Consider the following 17,053-nt stretch of genomic DNA (forward strand, 5'->3'; position numbering starts at 1 on the left):
GTGAGGTCGGGGCTGCCACAATGGGCGGGTGACCCGTGCTTCCCTGAACAAGCAGCCCCACGAAGTCGCCTCGATGTTCGACCGCGTGGCGGAACGGTACGACCTGACCAACGACGTCCTGTCGCTCGGACAGGACCGGAGGTGGCGCAAGGAGGTCGCCAGGGCGGTCGACGCCCGTCCCGCCCAGAAGGTGCTGGACCTCGCCGCGGGCACGGCGACGTCCTCCCTCCCCTTCGCGCAGACCGGCGCCTATGTCGTCCCCTGCGACTTCTCCCTCGGCATGCTCCAGGTCGGGAAGAGGAACCACAACTGGCTGCCGTTCACGGCCGGGGACGCCACGAGGCTGCCCTTCAAGGACGACGTCTTCGACGCCGTCACCATCTCCTTCGGCCTGCGCAACGTGCAGGACTTCGACGCGGCCCTGCGTGAGATGTACCGGGTGACCCGACCCGGCGGACGTGTCGTGATCTGCGAGTTCTCGCACCCGACCTGGGCGCCCTTCCGGACCGTCTACACCGAGTACCTGATGCGGGCCCTCCCCCCGGTCGCCCGTGCGGTCTCCTCGAACCCGGACGCCTACGTCTACCTCGCCGAGTCCATCCGCGCCTGGCCCGACCAGCCCGCCCTCGCCGAGCACCTTCGCAAGGCCGGCTGGTCGAAGGTCGCCTGGCGCAACCTGACGGGCGGCGTGGTGACCCTGCACCGGGGCTTCAAGGAAGCCTGAGACGCGGTGCGGACCGGGTGTCGGCCGTTCCTCGACGCCGCCGTCACCGTCACGCTCGCCGTCACCCGGTGATCGCCTCGAAGGGATGTCCCGGCCGGTCCAGCTCGCGCTGCAGCCCACCCCCGCCCGGCCTGGGCAGCCGAGGCTCGCGCACGCCCGCGCCTCCGCCGCCCTCCCCCTCGCCGAAGTCGAACCACACGGTGACCACGGTCCCGCGCGGCACGTCGACACCGGGTGGCGGATACTGCCGGACCACGTAGTCGACGACCGCGCGGTGGAACTCGGGCCGGTCCGGTGCGGCCAGCAGCACGCCCTGCGCCACAGCCGCCTCGCGCGCGTCCACGGCCATCAGACCGACGAACCTCGGCACGCGCACGTCGGGTGTTTTGGGTGGTATGAACACAGATGTCACCCCCAGCGGTACTGGAAGGGTAACCGGCCGGGGGTGTCGTCCGGAAGCACCAGGTGTCTTTCTGTAGCCAACGACTACGCAAGGTCACGACACGGGACGGCAAAGGGGTGGGACGGCCGAGTGGGGGCGGCCGGGTGGGGGCGGCCGGGTGGGGATGCTCGGGGTGGGGACGGCTGGGGTGGGCGGCGATGCGGGTCACCGCGCGCGGTACCGGCCAGGTAGCGGCGGTCAGCGCGCGAGGCACCCTCCGGCAGCGGTCACCCCGCGCGGCGCGGGCCGGACCGCATCCGTCACCACGCGAGGCGCGGGCCGGGCGGCAGCGGTCACTACGCGCGGCGCGGGCCGGCCGGCACCCGTCATCACGCGAGGCGCGGGCCGGGCGGCAGCGTTCACTACGCGCGGCGCGGGCCGGCCGGCACCCGTCATCACGCGAGGCGCGGGCCGGGCGGCAGCGTTCACTACGCGCGGCGCGGGCCGGGCGGCACCCGTCATCACGCGAGGCGCCCTCCGGCACCCGTCATCACGCGAGGCGCCCTCCGGCAGCGGTGACCACGCGCGGCGCGGGCCGGACCGCACCCGTCACCCCGCGGGGCGCTGGCCAGGCCGCATCCCTCACCACGCGAGGCGGTAGCAGCGCCCCTCCCGCTTCGACTCCGGTGTCGTGAAGACCTCCGCGAGCCGCATGCCCAGCCGCTCCGTGACGGCGATGGATCGTGCGTTGCCCGCGTCGACCATGGCGACCACCCCGGTCACCCCGGCCGCCCGCACCCGCTCCAGGGTCATCTGCGCGGCCGCCGTCACATATCCCCGCCCCCAGTACTCCCGCCCGAGCCGCCACCCGATCTCGATCTCGCCCTTGGGGCCCCACTCCTGGGGCCACGGCTGGGCGCCCGTGAACCCGATGACCCGGTCGTCCCGGTCCAGCATCGTCCACAGGCAGAAACCGCGCTCCGCGTCGTGCCGGCGCTGGCGGGCGGTGAGCTCCTCGTAGGCGGACAGCTCCGCGGAGCGTCCGCCGTGGAACTCCATCACGTCCGGGTTGTCGAAGACCCGGTGCCAGGTGACAGCGTCCTCGTCCGTGGGGACACGCAGCCGTACGACGGGGAGAGCTCGGTTCACGGGGCAGCCCTTCAGCCGGTTGATCAATTCTGCTGAATAGACTGCCCATGTCCAGTGCCGGCCGGCACGAAGATTCCGAACTTGGGGAGATCCCGCCGTGACCGTCGTGAACGAGCCCCTCTCCGAAAACACCGCCGATGTGATCGTCGTCGGCGCGGGGCCGAGCGGCTCCACGACCGCGTACTACCTCGCCAAGGCCGGACTCGACGTACTCCTCCTGGAGAAGACCGAGTTCCCGCGCGAGAAGGTCTGCGGTGACGGCCTCACCCCGCGTGCCACCAAGCAGCTGGTGGCCATGGGTATCGACATCTCCGAGGAGGCCGGCTGGCTGCGCAACAAGGGCCTGCGCATCATCGGCGGCGGCGTCCGCCTCCAGCTGGACTGGCCGGATCTCGCCTCGTTCCCCGACTACGGACTCGTCCGCAAGCGTGACGACTTCGACGAGCAGCTCGCCCGCCAGGCCCAGAAGGCCGGCGCCAGGCTGTACGAGCGCTGCAACGTCGGCGCCCCGATCCTCGACGACCGCACCGGCCGCATCATCGGCGTGCACGCCAAGCTGGGTGAGGAGAAGCGCGAAGTCACCTTCCGCGCCCCGCTGGTGGTGGCCGCCGACGGCAACTCCAGCCGCATCTCGCTGGCGATGGGCCTGCACCGCCGCGAGGACCGCCCGATGGGCGTCGCGGTCCGCACCTACTTCACCTCTCCGCGCCACGAGGACGACTACCTGGAGTCGTGGCTGGAACTGTGGGACCGCCGGGGCCCGGGCGAGGACCGTCTGCTGCCCGGCTACGGCTGGATCTTCGGTATGGGCGACGGGACGTCGAACGTCGGTCTGGGCGTGCTGAACACCTCCACCTCCTTCAAGGAGCTCGACTGGCGCGAGGTTCTCAAGGCCTGGTGCGCGTCCATGCCGGAGGACTGGGGCTACACCCCCGAAAACATGACCGGCCCGATCCGCGGTGCCGCCCTTCCCATGGCCTTCAACCGCAAGCCCCACTACAGCAAGGGCCTGCTGCTGGTCGGCGACGCCGGCGGCCTGGTGAACCCCTTCAACGGCGAGGGCATCGCCTATGCCATGGAGTCCGGCCAGCTCGTCGCCGACGTCATCGTCCAGGCCCATGCCCGCGCCACCCCCGGCCAGCGCGAACTGGCCCTCCAGCGCTACCCGCAGGTGCTCGCGGACACCTACGGCGGCTACTACACGCTGGGCCGCGCCTTCGTGAAGCTCATCGGGAACCCGAAGGTCATGAAGATCGCGACCCAGCGCGGCCTGACCCACCCCTTGTTGATGAAGTTCACCCTGAAGATGCTCGCCAACCTGACGGACCCCACGGGCGGCGACGCGATGGACCGGATCATCAACGGCCTGAGCAAGGTGGCCCCGAAGGCCTGACCACGCCAGGCGCTTTTCACCACGGTGTCCTTGGCGGCCCGGCGCGCGAAGACCCTTTCCCGCCGGCCGCTGCCCACCGCCGACCTGCCACCCCACCGACCTGCTCCATCGCCCCCGCGAAGCGCGAAGCGCGGAGCGCCTGGCCACCAGAGCGCCCGGTGCTCCCGATTGCCCCACAAAAGCTCTCAGTACGCCCGATTCCCCTACGAGGGCACCCGGTGGGCCCGATTGTGCACGGGAGCGCAAGGTGCGCCCGAGCACGCCACGGGGCCGCCCGGTATGCCCAAGTAAGCAACGATGACGCGCAGTACACCCGAGTGCGCCAAGAGAGCGCCACGTGTGCCCCAGTACGTCACGATGACGCGCATTATGCCCTAGTGCGCCAAGAGGGCACCCGATACACCTGATTGGGCCAGGTGACAGTCGATATACCCAAGTACGCCCCAACGGCGCTCGTTACGCCTGAGCGCACCCCAAGAGGGCGCCGGGTGCGCCCGGTACGCCCGAGGGCGCCAAGGGTGCGCCGGGTACGCCCGAGGGCGCCAAGGGTGCGCCGGGTACGCCCGAGCCTGCCATGAGGGCATTGGATATGCCCAAGTGCACCACGAGGCCAACGGGTAAGCCCGAGTTGCCCTGTGAGGAGGCCCGGTATCCCTGAGCGTGCCCGGTGCCAGTGGAGCGACTGCCGCGCAGGCGGGCGTCGGCAGCCGATCGGCGGGCCTGCACGGGCCAGGGCTACAGGGGGCCAGGGCATACAGGGGCCAGGAAGCCGTCCTGGTGCGGCTCTCGCGAGCCTCGGGCCCGGAGGAGGCGGGCTGGTGCGCTCACGCGTCTGCGGCCCAGGGAGGCGGCTGGTGAGCCCGCGCAGGCCGGAAGAGCGGTTCGTGTACCCGCGCATGGCGCCGGACGCGTCCGCAGAGCCCGAAGGGCCGCTGCCCCCGAGCGGCTGCGGCCCTTGCGTGCTCGAGGCGCCCTCAGGGGCGCCCAGGGTGCGTCAGAGCACCCGTACCGCGCCGGTCGGCGGGTCGTACGACAGCGGCTTCTCGGCCACACCGGTGGAGGGGTTCTGCGCGCCGACGAACATGCCGTCGCCGACGTACACCGCCACGTGGTACGCGCTGCCCGCGCTGCCCCAGTACAGGATGTCGCCCGGCAGCAGGTTGTCCAGCGACACCTGGGTGCCGGCGGTCGACTGGTCCTGCGAGACGCGCGGCAGGTCGATGCCGACCTGCTTGAAGGCGGTCTGCATGAGGCCCGAGCAGTCCCAGGAGTTGGGGCCGGTGCCACCGGAGACGTAGGCGTCACCGATCTGCGCCTTCACGAAGGCGATGACGGCCGCGGCCGAACCGGTCGCCGTGGAGTTGCTCGTGCTGGTGGAGCTGCCACTGCTCGCCGTCGTGGAGAGCGTGGTCCGCTCGGCGTTGCGCGTGGCACGCTCGGCGGCGGCCTTGCGGGCGGCCTCGTCCTTCTTCTTCGCCTCGGCCTTGGCGTCGGCGAGGTCCTTCTTGGCCTCCTTGGCGGCTGCCGCGGCGGCCGCGTCGCGCTCGGCGTGAAGCTGGTAGTTCGCCGCGGCCTGCTGCGTGGCCTGAGCGGACTGCGCGACCTGGGCGGCCAGGTCACCCGTCAGCACGGGCAGTTCGAGCGTCTGCGTCACCGGCTCGGCTGCGTTGGCCGAGCCGGCTGCTGTGGCGACGGCCAGCGTGCCGAGGACACCACTGGCGACTCCGGCCCGCATCGCGATCGTCGACGCGCTGCGGCGGGGTTTCCGGTGGCTGCGTATGTGAGCGGTGTGGGACATGGGTACAACCGGTATCAGGGGCTCCTCCATACCTTCAAGAAACGTGTGCTGCGCCACAGTTGTTCAATGGGTGCCCCAAATTCCCTGACCCGGGTTCTTTATTGACGCCGTAACGGACATTGCGGACGCTGGTGATCAAGCCTGTGATCATGGACTTTCGTCGATACGCCCGGATTGCCCGCCGCCTACCACCGGTGGAGACCGTTGGCCAAGCCCCCTTCTTAGGCGCCTCTCGTGAATGTGGCGGAGGTCACGGAACGGTCACCGGAACCGTCGCGTCCCGCGCGTCCGGTGGGACTGCTTCCGCTCGTGAACGCGTGCACGCGTCCACACCTCGCCCCCGCCTCCCTCTGATGTGTGAATGCGCGCCTCTATCAGGGCCCCACGTCCATCGCCAATTTGCATGCAAGGGAAGCCTCTTGATATGGAGACGACCCGCGTTTCCTGCGGTGACGGGCGTAAATGTCACTTCTTGTGATCACTCTGACGCTTCACGTATGAAGATCACTGTCGATATGACTTCATGATCCTTCGTCAGGTGGTGGAGATCACAAAGCTTGTGTAATACCCCGTGTCGCAGATCACAGAGCGGCGGGCATAAGATGCGAGGCAGTTGGGCTTGTGACCTGCTTCACATGTTCGCGATCTTCGCCGGGACGGGTGCGGTTCGCGAGACCTGTGGGGCTGCTGAGCCCGACGTCATCGCCAGCAGTCAGTGCCGACTGAGAGGAGCGAGGAGCGGTGAACGCGTATGCGCCCATCCTCGTACTGGGAGCCCTCGGGGCAGGCTTTGCGATCTTCTCCGTGGTCATGGCCACGCTGATCGGGCCGAAGCGGTACAACCGCGCCAAGCTCGAGGCCTATGAGTGCGGTATCGAGCCGACCCCCACGCCGGCAGGCGGCGGGCGCTTCCCCATCAAGTACTACCTGACGGCGATGCTCTTCATCGTCTTCGACATCGAGATCGTTTTCCTCTACCCCTGGGCCGTCACCTTCGACGCCCTGGGTGTCTTCGGGCTCGTGGAGATGTTGCTCTTCGTGCTCACCGTCTTCGTCGCGTACGCGTACGTATGGCGGCGCGGCGGCCTGGAATGGGACTGAGGGGCCTTTAGCCATGGGACTCGAAGAAAAACTGCCGAGCGGATTCCTGCTGACCACCGTCGAGCAGGCCGCGGGCTGGGTGCGCAAGGCGTCCGTCTTCCCCGCCACGTTCGGCCTCGCCTGCTGTGCCATCGAGATGATGACCACCGGCGCCGGCCGCTACGACCTGGCGCGCTTCGGGATGGAGGTCTTCCGGGGTTCGCCCCGCCAGGCGGACCTCATGATCGTCGCGGGCCGGGTGAGCCAGAAGATGGCGCCGGTGCTCCGGCAGGTCTACGACCAGATGCCGAACCCCAAGTGGGTCATCTCGATGGGCGTGTGCGCCTCCTCCGGAGGCATGTTCAACAACTACGCGATCGTCCAGGGCGTCGACCACATCGTGCCGGTCGACATCTACCTCCCGGGCTGTCCGCCGCGCCCCGAGATGCTGATGGACGCGATCCTCAAGCTCCACCACAAGATCCAGAACACCAAGCTGGGCGTGAACGCCGAGGAGGCGGCCCGTGAGGCGGAGGAAGCGGCGCTGAAGGCCCTGCCCATGATCGAGATGAAGGGGCTGCTGCGGTGAGCGACGCGAACGGCACCCACGGCGCGAACGGATCCTCGAACGGGGTGAACCCCGAGAAGGACCTCTCCGCCTCCAACCTGCCCGGCCAGCGTGGCCAGGGCGGCGAGGAGGTCCGCGTCCAGCGCGGAATGTTCGGCGCCGACAACGGCGGCGACACCTCCGGATACGGCGGTCTCGTCCGCTCCGTCCGGCTCCCGGGCGCGGCGAACCGGCCCTACGGCGGCTGGTTCGACGAGGTCGCCGACGAACTCGAGGGCGCACTGGAGGAGCAGGGTCTGCTCCCCGCGAACGCGATCGAGAAGACGGTCGTCGACCGCGACGAGCTCACGTTCCACATCGAGCGCGAGCACCTGCTCCGGGTCGCCCGCACCCTGCGCGACGACCCTGCCCTGCGCTTCGAGCTCTGTACCGGCGTCAGCGCCGTGCACTACCCGAACGACAAGGGCCGCGAGCTGCACGCCGTCTACCACCTGCGCTCGATCACCCACAACCGGCTGATCCGCCTGGAGGTCAGCGCCCCGGACGCGGACCCGCACATCCCGTCCCTGGTCTCCGTGTATCCCACGAACGACTGGCACGAACGCGAGACCTACGACTTCTTCGGGCTCGTTTTCGACGGCCACCCGGCCCTGACGCGGATCATGATGCCGGACGACTGGCAGGGCCATCCGCAGCGCAAGGACTACCCCCTCGGCGGCATCCCCGTCGAGTACAAGGGCGCCCAGATCCCGGCTCCGGACCAGCGGAGGTCGTACTCATGAGCACGCAGTCAGCATCCGCCCGTGAGACCACCGAGGGCGCTGTATATACGGTCACCGGTGGCGACTGGGACGAGGTCGTGCAGTCCGCGGCCCGCGCCGACGACGAGCGCATCGTCGTCAACATGGGCCCCCAGCACCCCTCCACCCACGGGGTGCTCCGCCTGATCCTGGAGATCGAGGGCGAGACCGTCACCGAGGCCCGCTGCGGCATCGGCTACCTCCACACCGGCATCGAGAAGAACCTCGAATACCGCACGTGGACCCAGGGCTCCACGTTCGTGACGCGCATGGACTACCTGACGTCCTTCTTCAACGAGACCGCCTACTGTCTCGCCGTCGAGAAGCTCCTCGGCATCGAGGACCAGATCACCGAGCGAGCCAAGATCATCCGGGTGCTCCTGATGGAGCTGAACCGGATGTCCTCCCACCTGGTGTGCATCGCCACCGGCGGCATGGAACTCGGTGCCACCACGATCATGATCTACGGATTCCGTGATCGTGAAATGATTCTCGATATCTACGAGCTCATCACGGGCCTGCGGATGAACCACGCGTACATCCGCCCCGGCGGACTCGCCCAGGACCTGCCGCCCGGCGCGGTGGACCAGATCCGCGAGTTCGTGAAGAAGATGAAGAAGAACCTTCCCGAGTACGACAAGCTCGCCACCGGGAACCCCATCTTCAAGGCCCGTATGCAGGACGTCGGCTATCTCGACCTGGCCGGCTGCATGGCCCTCGGCGCCACCGGCCCGATCCTGCGGTCCACCGGCCTCCCGCACGACCTGCGCAAGGCGCAGCCGTACTGCGACTACGAGACGTACGACTTCGATGTCCCGACCGCCGACTCCTGCGACTCCTACGGCCGCTTCCTGGTCCGCCTGGAAGAGATGCGTCAGTCGCTCCGGATCGTCGAGCAGTGCCTGGACCGGCTGAAGCCCGGCCCTGTCATGGTCGCCGACCGGAAGATCGCCTGGCCCGCCCAGCTCGCGCTGGGCCCCGACGGTCTCGGCAACTCCCTCGACCACATCAAGAAGATCATGGGTACCTCCATGGAGGCCCTGATCCACCACTTCAAGCTGGTCACCGAGGGTTTCCGCGTTCCGCCGGGACAGGCCTACGCGGCCGTCGAGTCACCCAAGGGCGAACTCGGGGTGCACGCCGTCTCCGACGGAGGCACCCGTCCCTACCGGGTCCACTTCCGGGACCCGTCCTTCACCAATCTGCAGGCCATGGCGGCGATGTGCGAGGGCGGCCAGGTCGCCGACGTCATCGTCGCCGTCGCGTCCATCGACCCCGTGATGGGAGGCGTCGACCGGTGACCACCTCTTCTTCCGAGCGGGGCGTCAGCCTGGGCATGCCCGAACTGCCCGCGCCCGCGTATCCGGACGACGTCCGGGCCCGGCTGGAAACGGACGCGCGCGAGATCATCGCCCGCTATCCCGACTCCCGGTCCGCGCTCCTGCCGTTGCTGCATCTCGTGCAGTCGGAGGAGGGACACGTCACGCGCACCGGGATGCGGTTCTGCGCGGACGTGCTCGAACTGACCACTGCCGAGGTCACCGCGGTCGCCACCTTCTACACCATGTACCGGCGCCGCCCCAGCGGTGACTACCAGGTGGGTGTCTGCACCAACACGCTGTGTGCGGTGATGGGCGGCGACGCGATCTTCGAAGAGCTTCAGGAGTACCTGGGCGTCGGCAACGGCGAGACGACCGACGACGGCAAGATCACCCTGGAGCACATCGAGTGCAACGCGGCCTGTGACTTCGCGCCGGTCGTGATGGTCAACTGGGAGTTCTTCGACAACCAGACCGTGCAGAGCGCGAAGCGCCTGGTGGACGACCTGCGGATCGGACACACCGTCTCGCCGACACGTGGTGCGCCGCTGTGCACCTTCAAGGAGACCGCCCGGATCCTGGCGGGCTTCCCCGACGAGCGGGACGGAGCCGTCGAGGCGAGCGGCAGTGCGGGACCGGCGTCGCTGGTGGGTCTTCGCCTGGCAAGGGGAGAGACCGCACCCGCGCGCGTGGTCCACCCGCGGGACGGCGGGCCGCACGAGGAGCCGCAGGACCGGGCGGTGCACACGCCGTCGCCATCGGAGCACCTGAGTTCGCACGACGCGCCGCAGGACACGTCGGCCTCCGACCCGGCCCACCCGGCAGGGCCTACCGCCGAGGAGGGGGAGTGATGACCTTGGCACCCGAGTTGAAAGGCAGCAGCCCGGAGAAGCTGCTCGCACCCGTGCTGTCGGCCTTCTGGGACGAGGACCGGTCCTGGAGTCTGGACGTCTACCGAAGGCACGAAGGGTACGAGGGCCTCCGCAAGGCGCTCGCCATGTCGCCGGACGACCTCATCGCGTACGTCAAGGACTCCGGTCTGCGAGGGCGGGGCGGCGCGGGATTCCCGACGGGAATGAAATGGCAGTTCATTCCCCAGGGCGATGGAAAGCCGCACTATCTAGTTGTCAACGCCGACGAATCGGAGCCCGGGACCTGCAAGGACATCCCGCTCCTCTTCGCGAACCCGCATAGCCTCATCGAGGGCATTGTGATCGCGTGTTACGCCATCAGGTCGTCTCATGCCTTCATCTATCTGCGGGGTGAAGTCGTCCCTGTTCTGCGGCGGTTGCACGAGGCCGTGCGCGAGGCCTACGCGGCGGGCTACCTCGGCGAGAACGTCCTGGGCAGCGGACTCGACCTCGATCTCACCGTGCACGCCGGCGCCGGCGCGTACATCTGCGGCGAGGAGACCGCGCTGCTCGACTCGCTCGAAGGCCGCCGTGGCCAACCGCGGCTGCGCCCTCCTTTCCCTGCTGTCGCGGGCCTGTACGCATGCCCGACTGTGGTGAATAACGTCGAGTCGATCGCGTCGGTTCCCGCGATTCTGCAGAACGGCAAAGAATGGTTCAGGTCGATGGGAAGCGAGAAGTCCCCGGGCTTCACGCTGTACTCGCTCAGTGGCCATGTCGCTTCCCCCGGCCAGTACGAGGCCCCGCTCGGCATCACCCTGCGCCAGCTCCTCGAGATGAGCGGCGGCATGCGAGCCGGGCACCGGCTCAAGTTCTGGACGCCGGGCGGTTCCTCGACGCCGATGTTCACCGAGGAACACCTCGACGTCCCTCTTGACTACGAAGGAGTGGGCGCCGCGGGTTCCATGCTGGGCACAAAGGCTCTCCAGTGTTTCGACGAGACGACCTGCGTCGTGCGAGCCGTCACCCGCTGGACCGAGTTCTACGCCCACGAGTCCTGCGGCAAGTGCACCCCGTGCCGCGAAGGCACTTACTGGCTCGTGCAGTTGCTGCGGGACATCGAGGCCGGCAAGGGAGTCCTCTCCGACCTCGACAAGCTCAACGACATCGCCGACAACATCAACGGCAAGTCCTTCTGCGCCCTCGGCGACGGCGCCGCCTCGCCGATCTTCTCCTCGCTCAAGTACTTCCGCGACGAGTACGAGCAGCACATCACGGGCCGCGGCTGCCCCTTCGACCCGGCCAAGTCGACGGTCTGGGCGGACAAGCACACGGAGGTGAACGCATGACGGTGACCACCAGCGCTCCCTCCGGAGGCGGCGAGGCGGCGGTCCCGCCGGAAGATCTCGTCACGCTGACGGTCGACGGCGCCGAGATCAGCGTGCCCAAGGGCACCCTGGTCATCCGGGCCGCCGAGCAACTCGGCATCGAGATCCCCCGCTTCTGCGACCATCCCCTCCTCGACCCGGCCGGCGCGTGCCGCCAGTGCATCGTCGAGGTCGAGGGCCAGCGCAAGCCCATGGCGTCCTGCACGATCACGTGCACGGACGGAATGGTGGTGAAGACCCACCTCAGCTCACCGGTCGCCGAGAAGGCGCAGCACGGTGTGATGGAGCTGCTCCTCATCAACCACCCGCTGGACTGCCCGGTCTGCGACAAGGGCGGCGAGTGTCCCCTGCAGAACCAGGCCATGTCGCACGGCCAGGCCGAGTCGCGCTTCGAGGGCAGGAAGCGGACGTACGAGAAGCCCCTCCCGATCTCCACGCAGGTGCTGCTCGACCGCGAGCGGTGTGTGCTGTGCGCCCGGTGCACCCGGTTCTCCAACCAGGTGGCGGGCGACCCGATGATCGAGCTGATCGAGCGGGGGGCGCTCCAGCAGGTCGGTACGGGTGAGGGCGACCCCTTCGAGTCGTACTTCTCCGGCAACACCATCCAGATCTGCCCGGTCGGCGCGCTGACCTCCGCGGCGTACCGATTCCGCTCCCGGCCCTTCGACCTGGTCTCCTCGCCGTCGGTCTGCGAGCACTGCTCCGGCGGCTGCGCCACGCGCACCGACCACCGGCGCGGCAAGGTCATGCGGCGACTGGCCGCCAACGACCCCGAGGTCAACGAGGAGTGGATCTGCGACAAGGGACGGTTCGCGTTCCGGTACGCACAGCAGCGGGACCGGCTCGAAACGCCTCTGGTGCGCAACGCCGAGGGAGACCTCGTAACGGCTTCCTGGCCGGACGCGTTGCAGATCGCGGCTCAGGGCCTGCTGGCGTCGCGGGGCAGGACCGGTGTCCTGACCGGCGGCCGCCTCACCATCGAGGACGCCTACGCGTACAGCAAGTTCGCGCGCGTGGCGCTCGACACCAATGACATCGACTTCCGCGCGCGCGTGCACAGCGGCGAGGAGGCCGACTTCCTGGCCGCCCACGTGGCCGGCCGCGGACGGGACCTCGACAGTACGGGCGTCACGTACACCTTCCTGGAGAAGGCGCCCGCGGTCCTGCTGGTCGGGTTCGAGTCGGAGGAGGAGGCCCCCGGCGTCTTCCTGCGGCTGCGCAAGGCCTGGCGCAAGCACGGGCAACAAGTGTTCTCGCTGGCCACGCACGTCACCCGGGGCCTGGAGAAGGCGGGCGGCACGCTGCTGTCGGCCGCGCCGGGCACCGAGACGGAGTGGCTGGACGCGCTCGCGGGCAACGTCGGTCTGGAGGACGCGGGCGCCAAGGCCGCCGAGGCGCTGCGGGCCGAGGGTGCCGTGATCGTCGTCGGCGAGCGGCTGGCCGGTGTGGCCGGTGGTCTCACCGCCGCCGTGCGGGCCGCCTCGGCGACCGGCGCCCGACTGGTGTGGATTCCGCGCCGGGCGGGGGAGCGGGGTGCGATCGAGGCGGGCGCGCTGCCGTCGCTGTTGCCGGGCGGTCGCCCGGCCACCGACCCACGCGCGCGTGAGGAGGTCGCCGCGGTCTGGGGACTCTCCGAACTTCCGCACCGCTACGGCCGTGACACCGGGCAGATCGTCGAGGCCGCCGCGTCCGGCGAGCTCCAGGCGCTGCTCGTCGCGGGCGTCGAGGTCGCGGACCTGCCCGACCCGGCACGCGCGCGTGCGGCGCTCGCGGAGGCCGGCTTCGTGGTGTCACTGGAGGTGCGCCCCGGCGAGGTCACCGAGCACGCCGATGTGGTTCTTCCGGTGGCCGCGGTCGCCGAGAAGGCGGGCGCCTTCCTCAACTGGGAAGGCCGGGTCCGCTCCTTCGAGTCGGCGCTGAAGCCCGAACAGATGACACGCCGCCCGGCTCCCGCCGACGCGCGCGTGCTCCAGATGCTCGCCGACGCCATGGACGTCCACCTCGGGCTGCCGGATCTGCGCACCGCGCGCGCGGAGCTGGACCGGCTCGGCGCCTGGGACGGTCCCCGGGCGACCGACCCCCTGGAGACGGGTGCCCAGTTGCCGCGCCCCGCCGCCGGGGAGGCCGTCCTCGCGGGGCACCGGCTGCTCCTCGACCAGGGCGTCCTCCAGCAGGGTGACGAGGCGCTCGCCGGAACCCGGCACGCCGCACGCGCGCGTGTGTCGGCCGCCACGGCCGCCGAGGCGGGCGTCAAGGACGGCGACGTGCTCGCCGTGACCGGACCCGCCGGAGTGGTCGAACTTCCGCTGTCGATCACCGAGATGCCCGACCGAGTGGTCTGGCTCCCGCTGAACTCCACCGGCAGGGGCGTCGCATCCGACTCCGGGGCCACGCCCGGCACCCTCGTCCGTATCGGCCCGGCGACGCTCGCCGCCGACGCCCCCAAGGAGGTGGAGGCATGAGCCCGTACCTCGCCGCTGAAGACCTCTCGATGTTCGGCCACGACCCCTGGTGGCTGGTCGTCGTGAAGGCCGTCTTCTGCTTCGCCTTCCTGATGGTGACCGTGCTGTTCTCCATCGTCTGGGAGCGCAAGGTCGTCGCCTGGATGCAGCTGCGCATCGGCCCCAACCGCCATGGCCCCTGGGGCATGCTCCAGTCGCTCGCCGACGGCGTGAAGCTGATGCTGAAGGAAGACCTCATCGTCAAACGCGCGGACAAGGTGGTGTACGTCCTCGCACCGATCGTCGCGGCCATCCCGGCCTTCATGGCGATCGCGGTGATTCCCTTCGGTCCGGCCGACAACGAGATCTCGATCTTCGGCCAGCGCACCACGATGCAGCTGACCGATCTGCCGATCGCGATGCTCTACGTCCTGGCGGTGGCCTCGGTCGGCATCTACGGCATCGTGCTGGCGGGTTGGAGCTCCGGTTCCACCTACCCGCTGCTGGGCGGTCTGCGGTCCTGCGCGCAGATGATCTCCTACGAGATCGCCATGGGCGCCGCGTTCGCCTCGGTGTTCCTCTACTCGGGGTCGATGTCGACGTCGACCATCGTCGAGCAGCAGCAGGACCGCTGGTACATCCTGCTGCTGCCGGTCTCCTTCATCCTTTACGTCATCACGATGGTCGGCGAGACCAACCGTGCTCCCTTCGACATGCCCGAGTCCGAGGGTGACCTGGTCGGCGGCTTCAACACCGAGTACTCGTCGATCAAGTTCGCGCTGTTCATGCTCGCCGAGTACGTGAACATGGTGACGGTCTCCGCCGTGTCGACCACGCTCTTCCTCGGCGGCTGGCGGGCCCCTTGGCCGATCAGCACCTTCTGGGAGGGCGCGAACCACGGCTGGTGGCCGATGCTCTGGTTCGTCGTCAAGGTGCAGCTGCTGCTGTTCTTCTTCATCTGGCTGCGCGGCACGCTTCCCCGCGTCCGCTACGACCAGCTGATGAAGCTCGGCTGGAAGGTCCTGATCCCGGTCTCGGTGACGTGGCTGATGCTCGTCGCGACCGTACGGACCCTGCGCAACGAGAACTACGACTTCGCCGACATCGCCCTCTATGTGTGCGGTGGTGTCCTGGTCCTGCTGTTGCTCTCCTTCGTCGCGGACATGTTCCGCAACGCGCGGAAGGAGACGCAGGCCCCCACCGAGCCGGCCGGCTTCGACCCGATGGCCGGCGGGTTCCCCGTGCCGCCGCTGCCGGGGCAGGAGCTGCCGCCGGTGCCCAGGCGCCGGCCGAACCGGGAACGGGAGCTCATTGTCAGTGGTGGGGTGGACACTGTGAGTGACGGATCGCAGGATGGAAAGGAGGCGTCCGATGGCTGAGGAGCCCAAGGAGACCAAACCCGGTTTCCAGAACCCCGTGGCCGGCTTCGGCGTGACCTTCAAGGCCATGTTCAAGAAGCGGCTGACCGAGCAGTACCCGGAGCAGGAGAAGACCACAGCTCCCCGGTTCCACGGACGGCACCAGCTCAACCGCCATCCGGACGGCCTGGAGAAGTGCGTCGGCTGCGAACTGTGCGCCTGGGCCTGCCCCGCCGACGCCATTTACGTCGAGGGCGCGGACAACACCGACGAGGAGCGCTACTCGCCGGGCGAGCGGTACGGGCGCGTGTATCAGATCAACTACGCCCGCTGCATCCTGTGCGGCCTGTGCATCGAGGCATGCCCCACGCGCGCGCTGACGATGACCAACGAGTTCGAGCTCGCCGACACCAGTCGCGCCAACCTGATCTTCACGAAGGAACAACTGCTCGCCGGTCTCGAGGAGGGCATGGTCGACTCGCCCCACGCGATCTACCCGGGGACGGACGAGCAGGACTACTACCGGGGCCTGGTGACCGAGGCCGCGCCGGGTACGGAACGGCAGCCGGCCCTCTCCAAGGGCGAGGTTCCGCAGGAGGCCGCCGCCACGTCCGGTGACGGCGAGCCGACGTCGGAGGAGGTGGTCGGCCGATGAGCGCACAGCTCGCCGCCTACTCCACCTCGACCGGTGAGGCCTTCCAGTTCTGGATGCTCGGCACGGTCGCGGTGATCGGCGCCCTGTGCACCGTCTTCATGAAGAGGGCCGTGCACAGCGCGCTCTGTCTCGCCGGCACCATGATCATCCTCGCGGTGTTCTACCTCGCCAACGGCGCGTACTTCCTGGGCATCGTGCAGATCGTCGTCTACACCGGCGCGATCATGATGTTGTTCCTGTTCGTGGTGATGCTGGTCGGCGTCACCGCGGCGGACTCCCTGAAGGAGACCATCAAGGGCCAGCGCTGGCTGGCCCTCGTCAGCGGCCTGGGCTTCGGCATCCTGTTGATCGCCGGCATCGGCAACGCCTCGCTGACGGAGTTCAACGGTCTCGCCGAGGCGAACGCGAACGGCAACGTGGAGGGCCTCGCGGCCCTCATCTTCACCAAGTACGTCTTCGCGTTCGAAATCACCGGCGCCCTGCTCATCACGGCCGCCGTCGGCGCCATGGTGCTCACCCACCGTGAGCGCACCGAGCGTGCCAAGACCCAGCGGGAACTGGCCGAAGAGCGCGTCCGCGAGGGCAAGCACCTTCCGCCGCTGCCCGCGCCGGGCGTGTACGCCCGGCACAACGCCGTCGACGTGCAGGGCATGCTGCCCGACGGCACCCCGTCGGAGCTCACGGTCAGCAAGACGCTGCGCGAGCGCGGTCAGATCCGGGACGTGTCCGCCGAGGCGCTGAACGACCTCAAGGCCCTGGAGCGGCGCGCCGAGGAGCGCCTGGAGCGGGCCGCGATCGAGCCGCCGCACCTGAAGCGGACCGAGGAGGCGTCGAAGTGAACCCCGTCAACTACCTCTACCTCGCTGCCCTGTTGTTCACGATCGGTGCGACGGGCGTGCTGATCAGGCGCAACGCGATCGTCGTCTTCATGTGCATCGAGCTCATGCTCAACGCCTGCAACCTCGCGTTCGTCACCTTCTCCCGGATGCACGGCAATCTCGACGGCCAGATCATCGCCTTCTTCACGATGGTCGTCGCCGCCGCGGAGGTCGTGGTCGGACTCGCGATCATCGTGTCGCTGTTCCGTTCCCGCCACTCGGCCTCGGTCGACGACGCCAGCCTGATGAAGCTGTAAGGGGTCGGAAGA

The 17,053-nt window shown here is 69.0% G+C and carries 16 protein-coding genes; 13 read left to right on the top strand and 3 right to left on the bottom strand.

What is annotated here, in order from left to right; translation table 11 throughout:
* Positions 1–28 precede the first annotated feature (28 nt).
* A complete protein-coding gene (locus tag ACIPFH_RS37780) occupies positions 29–724 on the top strand; it encodes a demethylmenaquinone methyltransferase (RefSeq protein ID WP_401833799.1) in 696 nt (231 codons plus the stop codon).
* A gap of 61 nt (positions 725–785) precedes the next feature.
* Here ACIPFH_RS37780 and ACIPFH_RS37785 read toward each other — a convergent pair whose 3' ends face one another.
* Together ACIPFH_RS37785 and ACIPFH_RS37790 are read right to left on the bottom strand one after the other, a co-directional pair.
* Positions 786–1,100, bottom strand: coding sequence for a PASTA domain-containing protein (locus ACIPFH_RS37785; protein ID WP_401833801.1), 315 nt, complete (start codon positions 1,098–1,100; stop codon positions 786–788).
* A gap of 648 nt (positions 1,101–1,748) precedes the next feature.
* Positions 1,749–2,255, bottom strand: a complete 507-nt coding sequence (locus ACIPFH_RS37790; protein ID WP_401833803.1) for a GNAT family N-acetyltransferase — start codon at positions 2,253–2,255, stop codon at positions 1,749–1,751.
* 97 nt (positions 2,256–2,352) lie between these two features.
* On the opposite strand from ACIPFH_RS37790, the gene ACIPFH_RS37795 reads away from it, so the two are divergent.
* Positions 2,353–3,648, top strand: coding sequence for a geranylgeranyl reductase family protein (locus ACIPFH_RS37795; protein WP_401833805.1), 1,296 nt, complete (start codon positions 2,353–2,355; stop codon positions 3,646–3,648).
* A 994-nt stretch (positions 3,649–4,642) separates the two neighbouring features.
* On the opposite strand, the gene ACIPFH_RS37800 is transcribed toward ACIPFH_RS37795, so the two are convergent.
* Complete coding sequence (locus ACIPFH_RS37800; protein WP_356247300.1) at positions 4,643–5,446, bottom strand: C40 family peptidase; 804 nt, start codon at positions 5,444–5,446, stop codon at positions 4,643–4,645.
* A gap of 741 nt (positions 5,447–6,187) precedes the next feature.
* Between ACIPFH_RS37800 and ACIPFH_RS37805 the strand changes: the two genes are divergently transcribed.
* Genes ACIPFH_RS37805 through nuoK form a run of 11 tightly spaced genes read left to right on the top strand, consistent with a single transcriptional unit; the run spans position 6,188 to position 17,041 of the window.
* Entirely contained in the window at positions 6,188–6,547 is a 360-nt protein-coding gene (locus ACIPFH_RS37805; protein ID WP_007383963.1) for an NADH-quinone oxidoreductase subunit A, read from the top strand.
* Between the two features lie 13 nt (positions 6,548–6,560).
* Entirely contained in the window at positions 6,561–7,115 is a 555-nt protein-coding gene (locus tag ACIPFH_RS37810) for an NADH-quinone oxidoreductase subunit B family protein (protein WP_062640096.1), read from the top strand.
* Positions 7,112–7,876, top strand: coding sequence for an NADH-quinone oxidoreductase subunit C (locus tag ACIPFH_RS37815; RefSeq protein ID WP_356247302.1), 765 nt, complete (start codon positions 7,112–7,114; stop codon positions 7,874–7,876). The genes ACIPFH_RS37810 and ACIPFH_RS37815 overlap by 4 nt, the downstream gene beginning before the upstream one ends.
* Positions 7,873–9,195 (top strand): NADH-quinone oxidoreductase subunit D, encoded by a 1,323-nt coding sequence (locus tag ACIPFH_RS37820; RefSeq protein ID WP_401833809.1) that lies wholly within the window; start codon positions 7,873–7,875, stop codon positions 9,193–9,195. Before ACIPFH_RS37815 ends, ACIPFH_RS37820 begins: the two co-directional genes overlap by 4 nt.
* The gene (gene nuoE, locus ACIPFH_RS37825; RefSeq protein ID WP_356247306.1) at positions 9,192–10,064 is read left to right on the top strand and encodes an NADH-quinone oxidoreductase subunit NuoE; all 873 of its coding nucleotides are present in this window, start codon (positions 9,192–9,194) and stop codon (positions 10,062–10,064) included. The genes ACIPFH_RS37820 and nuoE overlap by 4 nt, the downstream gene beginning before the upstream one ends.
* A complete protein-coding gene (nuoF, locus tag ACIPFH_RS37830) occupies positions 10,064–11,413 on the top strand; it encodes an NADH-quinone oxidoreductase subunit NuoF (protein WP_401833811.1) in 1,350 nt (449 codons plus the stop codon). Before nuoE ends, nuoF begins: the two co-directional genes overlap by 1 nt.
* Positions 11,410–13,914, top strand: a complete 2,505-nt coding sequence (locus ACIPFH_RS37835) for an NADH-quinone oxidoreductase subunit G (protein WP_401833812.1) — start codon at positions 11,410–11,412, stop codon at positions 13,912–13,914. Before nuoF ends, ACIPFH_RS37835 begins: the two co-directional genes overlap by 4 nt.
* Positions 13,911–15,272 carry an NADH-quinone oxidoreductase subunit NuoH gene (gene nuoH / locus ACIPFH_RS37840; protein WP_401833814.1) on the top strand — a complete coding sequence of 454 codons (1,362 nt, stop codon included), beginning with the start codon at positions 13,911–13,913 and terminating at the stop codon, positions 15,270–15,272. Before ACIPFH_RS37835 ends, nuoH begins: the two co-directional genes overlap by 4 nt.
* Entirely contained in the window at positions 15,265–15,906 is a 642-nt protein-coding gene (gene nuoI / locus ACIPFH_RS37845) for an NADH-quinone oxidoreductase subunit NuoI (protein WP_401833816.1), read from the top strand. Before nuoH ends, nuoI begins: the two co-directional genes overlap by 8 nt.
* Positions 15,903–16,745, top strand: a complete 843-nt coding sequence (locus ACIPFH_RS37850) for an NADH-quinone oxidoreductase subunit J (RefSeq protein WP_356247315.1) — start codon at positions 15,903–15,905, stop codon at positions 16,743–16,745. Before nuoI ends, ACIPFH_RS37850 begins: the two co-directional genes overlap by 4 nt.
* Positions 16,742–17,041: an NADH-quinone oxidoreductase subunit NuoK gene (gene nuoK, locus ACIPFH_RS37855; protein WP_020130147.1), complete on the top strand. Its 300-nt coding sequence runs from the start codon at positions 16,742–16,744 to the stop codon at positions 17,039–17,041. Before ACIPFH_RS37850 ends, nuoK begins: the two co-directional genes overlap by 4 nt.
* The last annotated feature ends 12 nt before the right edge of the window (positions 17,042–17,053 follow it).

Source organism: Streptomyces sp. NPDC088157, assembly GCF_044741545.1.
Lineage (GTDB): Bacteria > Actinomycetota > Actinomycetes > Streptomycetales > Streptomycetaceae > Streptomyces.